Annotated in this window: 15 protein-coding genes and 2 pseudogenes; 1 reads left to right on the forward strand and 16 read right to left on the reverse strand. The window is 71.6% G+C overall.

Features of this window, described 5'->3' with window-relative positions:
- Positions 1–43 precede the first annotated feature (43 nt).
- The 16 genes and pseudogenes from ABD832_RS33420 to ABD832_RS33495 all read right to left on the reverse strand — a co-directional run.
- Positions 44–1,366: pseudogene (locus ABD832_RS33420) on the reverse strand (phenylalanine--tRNA ligase subunit beta); the annotation flags it as partial.
- On the reverse strand, positions 1,366–2,415 hold the full coding sequence (gene pheS, locus ABD832_RS33425; protein ID WP_344904454.1) for a phenylalanine--tRNA ligase subunit alpha: 1,050 nt from the start codon (positions 2,413–2,415) through the stop codon (positions 1,366–1,368). The pseudogene ABD832_RS33420 and the gene pheS, both read right to left, overlap by 1 nt.
- A gap of 121 nt (positions 2,416–2,536) precedes the next feature.
- The gene (locus tag ABD832_RS33430) at positions 2,537–3,574 is read right to left on the reverse strand and encodes a sensor histidine kinase (protein WP_344904457.1); all 1,038 of its coding nucleotides are present in this window, start codon (positions 3,572–3,574) and stop codon (positions 2,537–2,539) included.
- Positions 3,575–3,675: 101 nt separating this feature from the next.
- Positions 3,676–4,512: a TrmH family RNA methyltransferase gene (locus ABD832_RS33435; protein ID WP_344903589.1), complete on the reverse strand. Its 837-nt coding sequence runs from the start codon at positions 4,510–4,512 to the stop codon at positions 3,676–3,678.
- Positions 4,513–4,597: 85 nt separating this feature from the next.
- Positions 4,598–4,981 (reverse strand): 50S ribosomal protein L20, encoded by a 384-nt coding sequence (rplT, locus tag ABD832_RS33440; RefSeq protein WP_012892552.1) that lies wholly within the window; start codon positions 4,979–4,981, stop codon positions 4,598–4,600.
- Positions 4,982–5,005: 24 nt separating this feature from the next.
- The gene (rpmI, locus tag ABD832_RS33445; RefSeq protein WP_344903593.1) at positions 5,006–5,200 is read right to left on the reverse strand and encodes a 50S ribosomal protein L35; all 195 of its coding nucleotides are present in this window, start codon (positions 5,198–5,200) and stop codon (positions 5,006–5,008) included.
- Between the two features lie 130 nt (positions 5,201–5,330).
- A complete protein-coding gene (gene infC / locus ABD832_RS42375; RefSeq protein WP_425582693.1) occupies positions 5,331–6,137 on the reverse strand; it encodes a translation initiation factor IF-3 in 807 nt (268 codons plus the stop codon).
- A gap of 290 nt (positions 6,138–6,427) precedes the next feature.
- A complete protein-coding gene (locus ABD832_RS33455) occupies positions 6,428–7,252 on the reverse strand; it encodes a shikimate dehydrogenase (RefSeq protein WP_344904460.1) in 825 nt (274 codons plus the stop codon).
- Positions 7,249–8,424, reverse strand: coding sequence for an endolytic transglycosylase MltG (mltG, locus tag ABD832_RS33460; protein ID WP_344903596.1), 1,176 nt, complete (start codon positions 8,422–8,424; stop codon positions 7,249–7,251). The genes ABD832_RS33455 and mltG (ABD832_RS33460) overlap by 4 nt, the downstream gene beginning before the upstream one ends.
- Positions 8,425–8,587: 163 nt before the next feature.
- Positions 8,588–9,625 carry an endolytic transglycosylase MltG gene (gene mltG / locus ABD832_RS33465; RefSeq protein ID WP_344903599.1) on the reverse strand — a complete coding sequence of 346 codons (1,038 nt, stop codon included), beginning with the start codon at positions 9,623–9,625 and terminating at the stop codon, positions 8,588–8,590.
- Between the two features lie 152 nt (positions 9,626–9,777).
- Positions 9,778–10,212, reverse strand: a pseudogene (ruvX, locus tag ABD832_RS33470) (Holliday junction resolvase RuvX); the annotation flags it as partial.
- A 49-nt stretch (positions 10,213–10,261) separates the two neighbouring features.
- Complete coding sequence (gene alaS / locus ABD832_RS33475; protein ID WP_344903602.1) at positions 10,262–12,931, reverse strand: alanine--tRNA ligase; 2,670 nt, start codon at positions 12,929–12,931, stop codon at positions 10,262–10,264.
- Between the two features lies 1 nt (position 12,932).
- The gene (locus ABD832_RS33480; RefSeq protein WP_344903605.1) at positions 12,933–13,199 is read right to left on the reverse strand and encodes a hypothetical protein; all 267 of its coding nucleotides are present in this window, start codon (positions 13,197–13,199) and stop codon (positions 12,933–12,935) included.
- Entirely contained in the window at positions 13,196–13,588 is a 393-nt protein-coding gene (locus ABD832_RS33485; protein ID WP_344903608.1) for a DUF948 domain-containing protein, read from the reverse strand. The genes ABD832_RS33480 and ABD832_RS33485 overlap by 4 nt, the downstream gene beginning before the upstream one ends.
- A 271-nt stretch (positions 13,589–13,859) precedes the next feature.
- Positions 13,860–15,170: a replication-associated recombination protein A gene (locus ABD832_RS33490; RefSeq protein ID WP_344903611.1), complete on the reverse strand. Its 1,311-nt coding sequence runs from the start codon at positions 15,168–15,170 to the stop codon at positions 13,860–13,862.
- A gap of 30 nt (positions 15,171–15,200) precedes the next feature.
- Complete coding sequence (locus ABD832_RS33495; RefSeq protein ID WP_344903614.1) at positions 15,201–15,662, reverse strand: hypothetical protein; 462 nt, start codon at positions 15,660–15,662, stop codon at positions 15,201–15,203.
- 199 nt (positions 15,663–15,861) lie between these two features.
- Here ABD832_RS33495 and ABD832_RS33500 point away from each other — a divergent pair, with 199 nt between their 5' ends.
- Positions 15,862–16,743 carry a peptidylprolyl isomerase gene (locus ABD832_RS33500; RefSeq protein ID WP_344903616.1) on the forward strand — a complete coding sequence of 294 codons (882 nt, stop codon included), beginning with the start codon at positions 15,862–15,864 and terminating at the stop codon, positions 16,741–16,743.
- Positions 16,744–17,169: the final 426 nt, after the last annotated feature.

The raw sequence follows: 17,169 nt of genomic DNA on the forward strand, positions 1-17,169 counted from the left end.
CCGGCGCCAGGCCGTCCGCGGACGGGGCCCCGGCGAGGCTCTCGATCGCGCAGCCGACCTGCTCCAGCCTACGGATCACGGTCTCGCGGTCGTAGCCGATGCCCGCGACCCTGCCCGGGTACCCGCTCGGGACGGCGATGCGGACCGGTTCGACGTCCACCTCGGCGTGGGTGACGCCCGGCTCGATCGTGCCGCCGCCGAGCTCGGCCAGCAGCCGGGCCGCGCGCCAGGACGCCTGCAGCGGAAGCTCCCGGTCGACGCCCCGCTCGAAGCGCTTGGAGGCCTCGCTGACCAGGTTGTGCCGGCGCGACATGCGCGCGACGCCGCTGGGCGAGAAGTGGGCGGCCTCGATCACGACGTCGGTGGAGGCGTCGGAGATCTCGGTGTTCAGGCCGCCCATGGTACCGGCCATCGAGATCGCGCCGGAGGCGTCGGTGATCAGGACGTCCTCGGGGTGGAGCGCGCGGGTCACGTGGTCGAGCGTCTCCAGCGTCTCGCCGGGCTCGGCCCTGCGCACCACGATCTCGCCGGTCAGCCGGGCCGCGTCGAAGGCGTGCAGCGGCTGGCCGAGCTCCAGCATGACGTAGTTGGTGACGTCGACCGCGAGCGAGACCGGGCGCACGCCCGCGCGGACCAGCCGGGCGCGCAGCCACAGCGGGCTCGGCGCCGACGGGTCGAACCCGCGGATCCGGCGGAGCACGAACCGGTCGCAGGCCGAGGGGTCGGCGATCGAGGCCGGGTAGGAGGTGCCGGAGGGCACCCCGCCCTGCTCCGGCGGGGAGACGTCGGCCGGGTCGGCGAACGCCGAGCCGAAGGCGGTGGCGGCCTCCCGGGCGACGCCCCTGACGGAGAGGGCGTAGCCGATGTCGGGGGTGATCTCCAGCTCGATCACGTCGTCGCGCAGGCCGAGCAGCTCGACCACGTCGGCGCCGATCGGGGTGCCCTCGGGCAGCACCAGGATGCCGGGCGAGGACTCGGCCACGCCGAGCTCGGACTCCGAGCAGATCATGCCGTCCGACAGCCGCCCGTACGTCTTGCGCGAGGCGATCTCGAAGCCGCCGGGCAGCACGGCGCCGGGCAGCGCGACCGGGACGCGGTCACCGGCCGAGAAGTTCGTGGCACCGCAGACGATCTCGCGGGGGGCGGCCTCGCCCACCTCGACGCGGCAGTGACGGATGGGCTTCTTGAAGCCCTCGAGCGTCTCGATGGAGACGACCTCGCCCACGACGACGTTCTTGATGTCGTGGCCGTAGGAGACGACCGACTCGAGCTTGAGCCCGGCCGCGGTGAGCTTCTCGGCGATCTCGTGCGCCGTGACGGCGGGCAGATCGACGTACTCCCGCAGCCATGAGATCGGGACCTTCATCAGATCTCCATTCCGAAGGGGAGCGTGAAACGGACGTCTCCCTCGACCATGTCGCGCATGTCCTCGGCGTTGTGGCGGAACATCAGGGTGCGCTCGACGCCCATGCCGAAGGCGAAGCCGCTGTAGCGGGCCGGGTCGACGCCGCAGGCGATGAGCACCCGCGGGTTGACCATGCCGCAGCCGCCCCACTCGATCCACCCCTCGGACCTGCAGGTGCGGCAGGGCGGGTTGCCGGGCGTCGCCGAGGAGCCGCGGCAGACGAAGCAGCGCAGGTCCATCTCGGCGGAGGGCTCGGTGAACGGGAAGTAGTTGGGCCGGAACCGGGTGGTGATGCCCTCGCCGAACATGACCTCGGCGAAGCGGTCCAGGGTGCCCTTGAGGTGGGCCATGGTCAGGCCCTCGTCGATCGCCAGCCCCTCGATCTGGTGGAAGACCGGGGTGTGGGTGGCGTCGAGCTCGTCGGTGCGGAACACCTTGCCGGGCGAGATCACGTAGACCGGGAGCGGCCTGCCGAGCAGCGCCCTGATCTGGACCGGGGAGGTCTGGGTGCGCAGCACCTTGCCGGAGTCGACGGACTCCACGAAGAAGGTGTCGTGCTCGGAGCGCGCGGGGTGGTCGGCGGAGATGTTGAGGGCGTCGAAGTTGAACCACTCCCCCTCCAGCTCGGGCCCCTCGGCCACCTCGTAGCCCATCGCGACGAAGGTGTCGGCGATGCGCTCCTGCAGGGTGGTCAGCGGGTGCCTGGCGCCCCGGAGGGCGCGGCCGGTGGGCAGGGTGACGTCGACGGTCTCCTCGACGAGGACCCGCTCGTCGCGTTCGGCCTCCAGCTCGGCCTGCCGCCGCGCCAGGGCCTCGGCGACGGCCTTGCGGGCGCCGCCGATGCGCTTGCCCGCCTCGGCGCGGGCCGCGGGGGGCAGGACGCCGATCTCGCGGTTGGCCAGGGCGATCGGCGAGCGGTCGCCGGCGTGCGCGAGGCGCACCCGCTTCAGTTCTTCGAGGTCACGCGCGGCCTTGACGGCCTCCAGCGCGTCGGCCTGCATGCGCGCCATCTCGTCGGCGTGCAGCGGGGTCACCTCGACCGGGTCGTAGTTTGACACAAGAGGGCTCCGAATCCAGGGCTTGAGCGGCCATGAGTCTAGTCGGGTGAGCCCACCGGGCCGACATCCGCGCTCAGGCGAAGTCCGGGGTGCCGGTGGGCACCATAAATCGGAACTCGGCTCCGCCGTCCGGCCCGCGCTGCACGGAGATGGTGCCGCCGTGCGCCTCGATCAGCCCCTTGACGATGAACAGGCCGAGCCCGGTGCCGCCGCGGCGGCGGGCGTTGCCCCGCCAGAACTGCCGGAAGACGCGCGTGACCAGCTCGGGCGGGATGCCCTCTCCCTGGTCACGGACGGACACGGCCACTCCCCACTCGCTTGGTTCGACCACTATTGTCACCGTACCGCGCCCGTGACGCACCGCGTTTTCCATCAGGTTGGCGAGCACCTGATCGATCTTGTCCTGGTCGAGCCAGGTCTCGGGCAGCTCGCCGCGCACGTCGAGCACGAAGCGGTCCCCGGGCTCGCCCGCGGCCACCCGGCCCGCGATGATCCGGGAGATCCTGGCCGGGATGTCGACCACCTGGCGGTGGATCTCCAGCCGTCCCGACTCGATGCGCGAGACGTCCAGCAGCTCGGTGATCAGCCGGGTCACCCGGTCGGCGTCGGCGTTCACCGTCTCCAGCATGACCAGCTTCTGGTCGTCGGTGAAGCGGGTCCACTTGGCCAGCAGGGTCGCGGTGAACCCCTTGACGCTGGTCAGCGGGGAGCGCAGCTCGTGGGCGACGGTGGAGACCAGGTCGGCGCGGCTGCGTTCCAGGCGGGCGCGGGCCCCGGCGTCGCGGAGCGTGATGACGACCCGGACGACCCTGCCGCCCCGCGCGGGCTCGCGCACCAGGCGGGCGGCCACCAGCATCTCCTGCCCGCCCGGGGTGCGCAGCGGCAGCTCGGGCTGGCGGGAGCGGGTGGGCAGGCCGCCGTAGGTGTCGAGCCACTTCCACCAGTCGCGCCCGTCCTGGTCGCGGAAGGAGAAGACGTCGCGCAGGTGCCGTCCGGTGGCCCGCTCGCGGGTGACCCCGGTGAGGCGGGTCGCGGCCCGGTTGACGGTGAGCACGTGCCCGTCCCCGTCGGCCACCACGAGACCGTCGGGAAGCTCGTCAGCGTCGATCATGGGAACGGGGTCGGCGCTCCGCCCACCGGTGTGTTCGCCGTGCACGACCCCGCCTCCTCGACGCTACATGGCCGACAATAGCGGGTTTCCCGTACCACCGGTCAGCCCGCGGGCGCCGGTCGGCGGACGCCGGCGGGAGCGGTGCGCTGAGATCGGGCAGATGCGTACAGACAGACCGCGGCGGCGGTCGCCAGGTTCAGGCTCTCGGCCCGCCCGTGGATCGGCACCCTGACGACCTCGTCGGCCAGGGCCAGGATGTCCTCGGGCAGTCCCCACGCCTCGTTGCCGAAGATCCAGGCCGTCGGGCCGGACAGGTCCACGTCGTCCAGGGTGAGCTCGCCCGCGCCGTCGGCGGCCAGCACGCGCAGCCCGGAGTCCTTGAGGTGCTGTGCGACCCGCCCGGCCCCGGCCCCGGTGGTGACCGGCAGGTGGAACAGGCTGCCCGCGCTGGCCCGTACGCACTTGCCGTTGTAGGGGTCGACCGAGGCGTCGGTGAAGACGACCGCGTCGGCGCCCGCGGCGTCGGCGGTGCGCAGCACGGTGCCGGCGTTCCCGGGGTCGCGCACGTGGGCGAGCACGGCCACCAGCGTGGAGCCGGGCGTCACCGCGGTCTCCAGGGGCACGTGCACGAAGCGGCACACGGCCAGCAGGCCCTGCGGGGTGACGGTCTGGGCCAGCTCGGCCATGACCTCGCCGCTGGCGCGCAGCAGCGGCACCCCGGCCGCGGTGGCGGCGGCGACCAGGTCGGCGTGGCGCGTCTCGGCCTCGGCGGTGGCGAACAGCTCCACCACCACGCCGTCCAGCGCCAGCGCCTCGCGGACCGCCTGCGGCCCCTCGGCCAGGAAGGAACGGTCGCGGTCCCGGAAGGCCCGCTTGGTCAGCCTCCGCGCGGCCTTGACCCGCGGCGACTTGATGTTGGTCAGCTCAGACCCGGCCATGCCCGTCCCCCAAGAATGCGAACGCGGCCCGCAGCAGTGAAGCTGCGGGCCGCATCGTCGTCAGTGCCTTGCCCGACCGGCTGGCTCAGCCGGCGACCGGTGCGTTCACGTCGGCCGGGAGCGCCTTCTTGGCGGCCTCGACCAGCGTCGCGAACGTGGCGGCGTCGTTGACCGCGAGGTCGGCGAGGATCTTGCGGTCGACCTCGATGGAGGCGAGCCGCAGGCCCTGGATGAGCCTGTTGTAGGTGATGCCGTTCTGGCGGGCAGCGGCGTTGATCCGCTGGATCCAGAGACGGCGGAAGGTGCCCTTGCGGTCCTTGCGGTCGCGGTAGGCGTACGTCATCGAGTGGAGCATCTGCTCCTTGGCCTTGCGGTACAGCCTGGAACGCTGACCCCGGTAGCCCTTCGCCCGCTCGAGAACGACCTTGCGCTTCTTCTTGGCGTTGATCGCCCGCTTCACGCGTGCCATGTGTATCTATCTCCCCGGGGGCGGTTACTTAGCGAGCAGCTTCTTGATCTTCTTGGAGTCGGCGTCGGAGAGCACGACCTCGGGCTTGAGACGACGCGTCAACGTGGACGGCTTGTGCTCGTTGTAGTGCGCGCGGTTGGCGCGACGACGCACGAGCTTGCCGGTGCCCGTGAGCCTGAACCGCTTCTTCGCACCGCTGTGCGTCTTCATCTTCGGCATTTCGGCCGTCTCTCCCTCGATCGCGCCGATGTCCCGGGCCGGTAACCCGAGTCAAGGGCATGCCTGACTGCGAGACCGGACCCGGTCTCGGCTTGATCTCGCGACTACCTGAAAATCCAGGCTATGCGAGTTACTCCTGCGGAGCCGCCACCGCTCCGCCGACGGAGACCGGGCTGCCTGCGTCGCCGGCGTTGCCGCCGTCGCCCTGCGTCTCGTCCGCGGACCGGGACGCGTCACCGGAGGCGTCCTCGTCATGCCGCGCCTTGGCCGCCGCCTTCTCGGCCTTGGCCTCTGCCTTCTTCTTGTGCGGGCCGATCACCATGATCATGTTACGGCCGTCCTGCTTGGGCTGGGACTCGACGAAGCCGAGCTCCGTCACGTCCTCGGCCAGCCGCTGCAGGAGCCGGAAGCCCAGCTCGGGCCGGGACTGCTCCCGGCCGCGGAACATGATGGTGACCTTGACCTTGTCCCCCGCCTTGAGGAACCGCACCACGTGACCCTTCTTGGTCTCGTAGTCGTGCGGATCGATCTTCGGCCGGAGCTTGATCTCCTTGATGATGGTGTACGCCTGGTTGCGGCGCGCCTCACGTGCCTTCATCGCGGACTCGTACTTGAACTTGCCGTAGTCCATGAGCTTGCACACTGGCGGGCGAGCCGTTGCCGCGACCTCGACCAGGTCAAGGTCGGATTCTTGAGCCAGCTTCAAGGCATCGCCGATGGAGACGATGCCCACCTGCTCGCCGTTCGGGCCGACGAGGCGGACCTCGGGCACGCGAATGCGGTCGTTGATGCGGGGCTCGGCGCTGATGGGGCCTCCTAGGTTGCGATCCGCGGCCTCCCGGCAGGAGGCCGCAACATGCTCGATCGTGCCGGGAGGTCGCGGACGCGCACCCTTTGCCGAGGGTGTCGAACGCAAGATGCCCCGCACGTCACGCATGCGGGGTCACATGAACCGAGGGCTTCACGCCGTAAGCTCTCCGGGAGTCACCCGGTGTGATCCTGACCTCTCAGCCTTGCGGCCGACGAGGTGGGAGGGCGACCTCCGCTTGCGCGTCCAGCAGGCACGCCGGACCGATCGAGTCGTTACTCTACCACAACCGCGTGCTCACTCAGAATCATCCCGCTCCGCGCCACGACGTCCGCTTCTCCGTGACCTCGGCAGGCCCGGAGATCCCGGGACGCGGAAAAGCCGGAGACGCGGAGACGCGGAGACGCCGGCGGGCCCGGTCACTCGGCCGGTGCGGCGCGCCTGACGATCTCGGCCTTGCCCGCCTCACGCATGGCCTCCACCGGCACGTCCGCGCGGCCGGTCATCAGCTCGACCTGCCGGACCGCCTGGTGCAGGAGCATCGGGAACCCGCCGACGACGGTCCCGCCCCGGGCGGCCACCGCCACCGCCAGCCGGGTGGGCCAGGGGGCGTAGACCACGTCGAACAGGGCGGGCACCCGCTCCAGCGTGCCGGCCAGGTCGTCGGCGGCACCGGAGGGCAGGGTCGAGACGACCAGGTCGACCTCCAGCGCCGCCTCGAGCTTGTCGAAGGACTGAACGGTCAGGTTCACGCCCAGCCGTTCGGCCGCCTCGGCGGTGATGGAGACCCTGCCCGGGTCGCGGACCACGAGGGTGGCCTCCCCCAGGCCGAGGCGGCGCAGGGCCGCCAGGGCCGAGGAGGCGGTCGCGCCGCCGCCCAGGACGGTCGCCGCGCGGGGCGCGGTCACCCCGGCCTCGGCCAGCGCCTCGACGATGCCGTACACGTCGGTGTTGTCGCCGTGGCGCCCGTCCTGGGACAGGATCACGGTGTTGGCCGCGCCCACCTGGAGGGCCAGCTCGGAGACGGTGTCGAGCAGCGGCAGCACGGCCCGCTTGAGCGGCATGGTCAGCGACAGCCCGCGCCAGGTGCCGTCCAACCCGGCGATCAGGCCGGGCAGGGCGGCCTCGTCGCACTCGATCGCCTCGTAGTGCCAGTCGTGCAGGCCCATGCCGCGGTGGGCCGCGCGGTGCAGGTACGGGGAGAGCGAGTGGACGATCGGGGATCCGAGCACCGCCGCCTTCAGCACCCGTTCACCTTGTTCCGCTCGTACTCGGCCTTGAGCGCCAGGAAGTCCGACTCCAGCGAGGCGAACTTGGTGATGCGCTTGCCCGGGCAGGTGGTGACGAACCACACCCATTCACCCTTGGTGGGGTTGAGCGCCGCCTGGATGGCGTCGTCGCCGGGGTTGGCGATCGGGCCGGGGGGCAGCCCCTCGAACCTGTAGGTGTTGTAGGGCGAGGTGCTCTCCAGGTCCCTGCCGGAGGATTCGATGCCGTACTTGTTCAGCCCGTACATCACCGTGCTGTCCATCTCCAGCTTGCGGCGGGGCGTGCCGTCGAGGCGGTTGTAGATGACGCGGGCCACCTTGCCCATGTCCTCCTGGGTGCCGGACTCGGCCTGCACGATGCTGGCGATCGTCATGATCTCGTGCGGGGTGTGGCCGAGCTCCCTGGCCTTGGACTGCAGGTCGTCCTTGTCGGCGGTCTGGTTGAAGCGGTCGACCATCGCGGTCAGGATCTCCGAGGCCGTCATCTTGGGCCTGATCTCGTAGGTGGCCGGGAAGGCGTAGCCCTCCAGCCTGCCCCTGGCGTACGCCGGCAGGCCGAGCTCCTCACCGTTCCTGGCCGCCTGCTGGAACTCCTTGAGCGGCTTGCCGGTCTGCTTGGACAACTGCTTGAGGGTGTCGGCCAGGCGCAGCCCCTCCTTGAGGGTGACCCGCTCCAGCAGCCGCTTTTCCGGGTCGAGCAGCTTCACGGCCTCGGCGGCCGACATCTGCTTGCGCATGGTGTACTCGCCGGGCTGCAGCGAGGAGCTCTTGCCCGCCTGGCCGACGGCGTCGACGAAGGCCCTGGCGCTCTTCACCACGCCCTGGTCCTGCAGGGTCTGCGCGATCTGGGAGGCGCTCTGGCCGTCCTTGATCTCCACGACGATCTCACCGGAGCCCTTGCCGGTGTAGTCGTCGGGGGTCATCACGTCGCGCACCCAGGTGTAGCCGTAGAAACCCGCGGCGCCGATCCCTCCCAGCAGCACGATGATCGCGAGCATCGGGGCGAGGAACCGGCCCCGGCTGCGGCGGCGCCTGCGCCGGCGTCCCCGCCGCTCACCGGGCTCGCGGCCCGAGGACGCGCGGGAGCCGCGGCGCGACCGACCCTCGTCGTCGGAGCCGACCAGGAAGTCCATATCGAGATCGTTCATAGAGACGCTGGCCAATCTCCCGCTGAGGACGGCATGGCGTCAAGTGGGTCCGCCAAACCGGAGGGGGGCATCCTGCCGGACGTCCCGCCGTCGCGGGAACCGCCGTCCGGTCCGGGGACGCGGGACGCCGCTCGCCGCGGAACGGGGGGTGTTCCGCCGGGCATCAACGCTTCCCGAGGTATCTGTTCAGCTGTTCCCGGTATCTCACAAACTCACTCTCTTTGTCAGTGAATTTCGTGATTCTATGCTCCGGATTGGTGGTCACAAACCAGAACCAATCACCTTGATCTGGCTGGAGAGCCGCGATCAATGCCTTCTCCCCGGGGTTGGCGATGGGCCCGGGCGGCAGGCCGGGACGGAGGTAGGTGTTGTACGGCGACCTCATCTCGGTGTCCTTCTGGGACACCTCCAGGGTCCTGCGCCGCTGCGCGTACAGCACGGTGGTGTCCAGCTGGAGGGGCGTCCCGGCCCTGATCCGGTTGTAGATCACTCTAGCGATCTTCGGATAGTCCGGGTCCCGGCCTCCCTCGGCCTGGACGATGCTGGCCACGGTGACCGCCTGCAGCGGCGTCAGCCGTCTCCGCTCGGCCCGGTCCTCCAGGTCGATGGCCTCGGCGACCTGTTTGTAACGTTCCACCATCGCGGCGAGCAGCCCGGGCGCGGTGGTGCCGGCCTCGATCTCGTAGGTGGCCGGGAACAGGAAGCCCTCCGCGCTCCTGGCGTACCGGGGCAGGCCGAGCGTCTGCTCGTCGGCGGCGGCCCTGACCAGGTCGGCGCGGCGCAGGTCGGTGTCCTCGGCGAGCCGGTCGAGCAGCTCGGGCAGGCGCAGCCCCTCGGGGATCGTGACGGTGCGCACCATGCGCGACCCGGGCGCGGCCAGCAGGTCGAGCGCGGCCGCCGCCTCCATGCCCCTGCGCATCCTGAAGCGGCCCGGGTGCAGGGTGTCGGTCCTGTCCTGCTCCTCGGCCCGCCTGACGAACGCCCTGGCGCTCGCCACCACCCCGGCGTCGGCCAGCGTCCGCCCGATCTCGGCGGCGCTCGCGCCCCGGGGGATCTCCACCACGACCGCGCCGGACCCCGGTCCCTCGAAGTCGGCGGGCGCCAGGTAGGGCCGGACCACGATGAGCCCGGCGGCCCCCGCGGCGACCACGAGCGCGCCCGCCCCGGCCAGCAGCGGCCACATCGGCCGCGGGCCGCTCATCGGACGGCTCCGCCGGCCGGTCCGCGACCGGACGTCTCACCGGCCCCGCTCCCGGGACCGCCCATGACGTCCCGCTCCCCCGGACCGCCGGCGCCCTCCTGCCCGGCGTCGCGGGCCGCCCCGCCGCGTGGTGGGGGCGGCGCCACAGGGGCGCCGGGGGGTCTGCCGGTGGCGCGCTCGGCGTCCAGCGCCGCCTGGAGCAGGACGATCGCGGCGGCCTGGTCCACCACCGCGCGCTGGTTCTTCGCCCGCACCCCGCTGGCCCGCAGGCCCTGCTGGGCGGTGACCGTGGTCAGCCGCTCGTCGAACAACCGGACCGGGACCGGGGCCAGCCGCGCCGCGATCCTGCCCGCGAAGTCGCGGGCCGCCTCGGCCGCCGGCCCCTCCCGCCCCGACAGCGAGGTCGGCAGGCCGACCACCACCTCGACGATCTCGTACTCGGCCGCGATCTCCGCGAGCCGGTCGAGGTCGCCCCGGCCGCGCCGGACGGTCTCCACCGGCGTGGCCAGCAACCCCGAGGGGTCGCTGCGCGCCACGCCGACGCGGACCGAGCCGACGTCGACCCCGAGCCGGACACCGTTTCTCATCATCGTCTCCACCCTCCTGCCGGACGTGGCGTGAGGGTGTCGTACCCCGTCAGGAGAGCGTCTGCGCGATCGTCCGCTCCACGGCGGCGAGTGCCTCGCCGATCTCCTCGGGGCGGACCCCGCCGCCCTGCGCGACGTCGTCCTTGCCGCCACCACCACCTCCGAGCGCCTTCGCGGCGACGCCGACCAGCAGGCCCGCCTTCAGCCCCCGGTCGCGTCCCGCCTCGTTCACCGCGGCGATGACGACCGGCCGGTCGCCGGGGACACCGGCGATCACGACGACCGCGGCGCGGTCGCCGGGCAGCCGCCCGCGTACGTCAAGGGCGAGCTTACGCAGATCGTCCGGAGAGGTGCCATCAGGCGCGCGGTGGGTGACGACGGCTGCTCCGTGCAGATCACGGGCACTTTCCGCCATCTGTCCCGCTCCGGCGAGCGCCTGGGCCGAGCGCAGACCGGCCAGCTCCTTCTCCGCCGAGCGCAGCCGGGTCACGATGCCCTCGATGCGCTCGGGCAGCTCCTCCCTGCGGGCCTTGAGCTGCTCCGACAGCTGGGCGACGAGCACGCTCTCCTTGGCCAGGAAACGGAAGGCGTCCAGCCCGACCAGGGCCTCCACCCGGCGCACGCCCGCGCCGATCGAGGCCTCGCCCATCACCTTGACCAGGCCCAGCTGCCCGGAGCTGGCCACGTGGGTGCCGCCGCACAGCTCCCGGGAGTACTCGCCGACCTCGACGATGCGGACGGTGTCGCCGTACTTCTCGCCGAACAGGGCCAGGGCGCCCATCGCCCGCGCCTCCGCCTGGGAGGTGTGGAAGGCGTTGACCTTGAGGTCGTTGATCAGCACGGCGTTGACCTCGTCCTCGACGTCGCGCAGCACGCTGGGCGGCACCGCGCCCGCGGCGGTGAAGTCGAAGCGGAAGCGGCCCGGCGAGTTCTCCGAACCGGCCTGCGCGGCGGTCTCGCCCAGCGCGTTGCGGAAGCCGCGGTGCACCAGGTGGGTGGCGGTGTGGCTGCGGGAGATCGCCCTGCGCCGCTCGACGTCGATCTCGGCCTGGGCCTGATCGCCCACCCGGATCTCGCCGGAGCGGACCTTGCCGCGGTGCACGACGACCCCGGGGACCGGGGACTGCACGTCCACGATCTCCACCTCGGCGCCGCCGGTGCGGATCACGCCCTGGTCGGGGAGCTGGCCGCCGCCCTCGGCGTAGAACGGGGTGCGGCCCAGCACCACCTCGACCGACGTGCCCGCACCCGCGGCGGGCACCGAGGCGCCGTCCACCAGCAGGCCGATGACCTCGGCCTCGGCGGTCACCTGGTCGTAGCCCAGGAAGTCCACCTTGCCGGTCTTCTCCAGGATCGTCCCGAAGATGGAGATGTCGGCGTTGCCGGTCTTCTTGGCGGCGGCGTCGGCCTTGGCCCGGTCGCGCTGCTCCTTCATCAACCGGCGGAAGCCCTCCTCGTCGACCTGCAGCCCCTGCTCGGAGGCCATCTCCAGGGTCAGGTCGATCGGGAAGCCGTAGGTGTCGTGGAGCTGGAAGGCCTGGTCGGCGGCGAGCGTGGCGCGGCCCTTGCGCTTGGTCTCCTCGGCGGCCACGTCGAAGATCGCGGTGCCGGTGCGCAGGGTGCCCAGGAAGGAGGCCTCCTCGGCGTCGATGACGCCGTGGACCTGCGGGGCGTCGGCCTTGAGCTCGGCGTACTGCTCGCCCATCACCTCGACGGTCACCGCGGTGAGCTCGTGCATGTAGCGCTCCTCACCCGCGCCGAGCAGGCGCAGGTTGCGGATGGCGCGGCGCAGGATGCGGCGCAGCACGTAGCCCCTGCCCTCGTTGGAGGGCAGCACCCCGTCGGCGACGAGCATCACGCCGGTCCTGACGTGGTCGGCGACCACGCGCAGCGACACGTCGGCGCGCTGGTCGCGGCCGTAGCGCGTCCGGGTGAGCTCCGCCGCCCGGTCGAGGATCTTGTACGTGGTGTCGATCTCGTAGATGTTGTCGACGCCCTGCAGGATCGCCGCCATGCGCTCCAGGCCCATGCCGGTGTCGACGCTCTTGGCGGGCAGCTCTCCGGCGATGTCGAAGTCGATCTTGCTGCGGACCGCGCTGAGCTGGAACTGCATGAAGACGTTGTTCCACACCTCGAGGTAGCGGTTCTCGTCGGCGACCGGGCCGCCCTCGCGCCCGTACTCGGGGCCGCGGTCGTAGTAGATCTCGCTGCACGGGCCGCCCGGGCCCGGCACGCCCATGTGCCAGTAGTTGTCGGCCAGGTCGCGGCGCTGGATGCGCTCGGCCGGCACGCCGGCCTTCTTCCAGATCTCGGCGGCCTCGTCGTCGTCGAGGTAGACGGTGGCCCACAACCGGTCCTCGGGGAAGCCGAAGCCGCCCTCGGACTCGGACCTGGTCAGCAGCTCCCAGGCGAAGGGGATCGCCTGGTCCTTGAAGTAGTCGCCGAAGGAGAAGTTTCCGAGCATCTGAAAGAAGCTGGCGTGCCTGGTCGTCTTGCCGACCTCGTCGATGTCGAGGGTCCGCACGACCTTCTGCGCGCTGGCGGCCCGCCTGTAGGGCGGCTTCTGCTGCCCCAGGAAGTAGGGCTTGAAGGGCACCATGCCCGCGTTCACCAGAAGCAGGGTCGGGTCCTCGGCGATGAGGCTGGCCGAGGGCACGACGGTGTGCCCACGCTCCTCGAAGAAGCGCAGGAAGCGGCGGGCGATCTCTGCCGAATCCATGTCAGCGGCCATCCTTTACGTCGGTGTGATAGGGGTTTTCCACGGCGCTCTCCACGGTGTCGAGTCCGAACCGCGATCGCAACTCTGTTTCCCGCTCGGCCGCGCCGCGCCGGGTCTCACCGGCCAGCTCGCGCACCTGCTCCAGCGCGCCGGCGGCACCGTGCACGGCCCGCCGGGCCAGGTGGTCGGGGTGCAGCGCCTGGAGTTTGCGCATGACCCACACGGCGCCGAACGCGCCCAGGCCCATGTAGAACAGCCTGCGGATCATCGCCGCCGCCTCTCCAGCGCCGGCCGGGCACCCGCCGGGCGACGGCGGGCGCCCAGCGCCCGGCGCAGGCCGTGGGTGAACGCCGCGACCTTGATCATCGGACCGGTGACGAGGTTCTGGGTGACGTCGCTGACCCGGGCGACGTGCCCGCTGACCTGCTTGACGTCCTTGGTGATGGCCTCCAGGGCCACCAGCTGCCGGTTGGTCTCGCCGACGGCCGCCGAGACGTCCTCCAGCAGCGGCACGACCCGGTCGCCCAGCTGGGAGACCATCTTGGTGGTCTCGGTCAGCAACCGGATCAGCCGGACCAGGGCGACGGCCATGAAGCAGACCAGGATCGCCCAGGCCATCGCGGCGATCAGCCCGGCGACCTCTCCTGCGGTGAGCATTGCGGACCCGTCCCCTCATAGGTGACCCCGGCCGTGGTCGGGTGGAATGGCAAAACCCTATCGTGCCCGAGGTCACCGCTCTCCGCTCACCGCACGTCACCGGACGCGCCGGGCACGGCGGCGCGGGGACGGGCGCGCGGGAACGTACGCGGGCCGGACACCGGCCGGGTGCGGAACGGACGCGGCGCGGCGAGGCGCGGGGCGGGGCGGGGCGGGAAGGCGGCGCGGGGAGGCGGGGCGAGGCGGGAAGGCGGCGCGACGTGCGGGCGGGTCACTCCCCGCGCAGGAAGGCGCGGATCCTGGACCACCGGTCGGCGAAGGCCGCCTCGGCGCCGTGCCGGGTGGGCTTGTAGTAGCGCCGGTCCCGCAGTTCCTCGGGCGCGTACTCCTGGCGGACCAGGCCGTGCTCGAAGTCGTGGGGGTAGCGGTAGCCCTCACCGTGCCCGAGCTTCCCGGCCCCGGCGTAGTGGGCGTCGCGCAGGTGCGCGGGGACGTGGCCGATGGCGCCGCGCCGCACGTCCGCCGAGGCCTCGCCGATGGCGGTGATCACCGCGTTGGACTTGGGGGCGAGCGCGCAGTGGATGACGGCTTGGGCCAGGTTGAGCCGCCCCTCGGGCATGCCGATGAGCTCCACCGCCTGGGCCGCGGCCACCGCGACCTGCAGGCAGGTGGGGTCGGCCATGCCCACGTCCTCGGAGGCGAAGATGACGATCCTGCGGGCGATGAACCTGGGGTCCTCCCCCGCCTCGATCATGCGGGCCAGGTAGTGCAGCGCGGCGTCGGCGTCGGAGCCCCGCATGCTCTTGATGAAGCCGCTGATCACGTCGTAGTGCTGGTCGCCCTGGCGGTCGTAGCGGACGGCGGCCTTGTCCACCGCGCGTTCCACCACCTCGACCGTGATCTCGCCGTCGGCGATCAGCGCGGCGGCCTCCAGGTAGGTGAGCGACCTGCGGGCGTCGCCCCCGGCCAGCCGGACCAGGTGCTCGGCGGCCTCGGGCGCCAGGCGGACCTTCCCGTCCAGGCCGCGCGGGTCGGCGACGGCGCGCTCCAGCACCGCGCGGATGTCGTCCTCCGTCAGCGCCTGCAGGGTCAGCAGCAGCGAGCGCGACAGCAGCGGCGAGATGACGGAGAAGAACGGGTTCTCGGTGGTGGCGCCGATGAAGGTGACCCAGCGGTTCTCCACCGCGGGCAGCAGGGCGTCCTGCTGCGCCTTGTTGAAACGGTGCACCTCGTCGACGAACAGGACGGTCTGACGGCCGGACATGCCCAGGTCACGGCGGGCCTGCTCGATGGCCGCGCGGACCTCCTTGACCCCGGCCGACACCGCCGACACCTCGACGAAGCGCCGCTTGGTGACGCCTGCCACCACGTAGGCCAGGGTGGTCTTGCCGGTGCCCGGCGGGCCCCACAGGAACAGCGACATCGGCGCCTCGGCCTCGACCAGGCGGCGCAGCGGTGTGCCGGGCCCCAGCAGGTGCCGCTGGCCGATCACCTCGTCCAGGCCGCGCGGGCGCATCCGTACCGCCAGGGGCTCCTGGCCGCGGTGCGCCTCCTCGGCCGCCGCGTCGAACAGGCTGTCCACGCCTGAGACAGTACCGCCGCCCGGCGGGCCTCAGCTCCCCCAGACGGCGACGGCGCCGCTGTGCCCGGCCCGGACCACGTAGTACAGGGCCGTCACCGCCAGGATCACGGTCAGCGCCGAGACCACGGTCACGAGCGGACGCCCGAACCGGTCGCCGCGGCAGGCGTAGACCAGGGCCGCGGACGCGACCCCCAGGCCGAGGGCGACCAGCAGCAGGGGGGTGCCGAACCCGGCGTGCTCGGTGATGCGCTGCCCGAGCTCCCCGCTCGCGGAGGAGAAACGGCCCTCGTTCAGGGCATCACCGCTCTGCTTGGCCACGAACACGCTCACCGGCACGATCGGGGCGAGCCCGGCCACCGCCCAGGTGAGCACCGGCCGGGTGCGGGGCACCAGCGCGTACACGGTGGCGAGCACCGCCAGCAGCGGCGTGAGGATCACGGCGGCGTGGACGATCAAAGGGTGCTGGGGCAGGCCGAGGATCTCGTCGAACATAGGGTGCTCCGGTGGTGCGTGGTTCATCATCGATTGACGCGAATCCCACCATGGGCCGGTTATGGGGAGCGTGAAGATTCAACTTTCTCCCCTGTGGCACCAATGGACGAATTTCATCACTTACGTGCAACACACGTCGAGGCCGGTACTCTTTCGGCCAGTCAGACATCATGCAACAGCAATCCTGGAGGACATAGCGGTGAGCGCCGAGGACCGCCAGAGCCGGCTGGCTCGGGAACACAGGGAGCGGCAGGCGAAGCGTGCTGAGCAGACCAGCACGTCGAAGCGGAACGCCGTCATCGGAACGGTCGCCGCGCTCGTCGTCGCCGGCGGGCTGGTGGCCGGTGTGACCCTCCTGGGAGGCGATGACGACCAGGGCAAGCCGGTCGCCGCCACGAGTTCGCCGAGCCCGTCGAACACCCCCGCGGTGACGCCCAGCATCACCACGTCGGCCGCGCCGGCCGGCACGCGCTGCTCCTATCGCAAGGACACCAGCGGCAGCCCGATGAAGTACGTGGGCATGCCGCCGAAGAAGCCCGACATGGAACTCAAGACCATGAAGATCACCACCAACCACGGTGACGTCACGATCGCGCTGGCGACCCCGCAGGCGCCGTGCACGGTCAACTCCTTCGCCTTCCTGGCCAAGAAGAACTTCTTCGACGGCATCAAGTGCCACCGCCTGGCGACCCCCGAGAACTCCGGGGTGGGCCTGCTGCAGTGCGGCGACCCGCAGGCCAAGGCCGACGGCAAGAACCCCACCGACGGCCAGGGCAGCGCGGGCTACGTCTACGACAACGAGAACATGGAGGGGGCCGCGTACCCCAAGGGCGTGGTCGCCGTGGCCCAGGCCCCCGACTCCGTCAACCAGAACGGCAGCCAGTTCTGGATCTCGCTGGCCGACGACACCAACCAGGTGGAGAAGGCCTACACGCCCTTCGGCGTCGTCACCGAGGGCATGGACGTCCTGGAGAAGATCTACACGGGCGGGTGGATCCAGAACCCCGACGACATCACCGGCGACGGCGGCTCCACCGCCCCCAAGCTGCCGGTGATCATCAAGGACGTGAAGCTCTCCTAGCACGCCGTGCGGCGACGCGTCGCCGCCGGGACAGGATCGCCCCGTCCCCGCGTCACGGACACCATGGACGCCCCGGAGGCCGGAAGGCCCGCCCGGGGCGTTCTCGCGTCCTGGCCTCCCTCGTCGTCGTGTCGTCCCGTCGCTGTGTCATCGCGTCGTGTCGTCCCGTCGCTGTGTCATCGCGTCGTGCCGTCGCGTCGTCGTGTCGGCGGCTCGCACTCTCGAACCCGGCCGCGGAGCGCTCAGAGCGTCCGTGCGGCACGGGTGGTGCCCGTCGGGCACCAGTGGGCCCCGGGACGCGCGCGGGGAGTCCGGGGCGGTCTGGGCGCCCTGACGGGCCGTGCGGGGTCCGGCCGGGACTCCGGGCCGTGAACCTGAGAAAATCGTGATCACCGAAAGGCCGTGATCCCCGCCACAGTCGCCCGG

Source organism: Streptosporangium longisporum, assembly GCF_039534895.1.
Classification (GTDB): Bacteria; Actinomycetota; Actinomycetes; order Streptosporangiales; family Streptosporangiaceae; genus Streptosporangium; species Streptosporangium longisporum.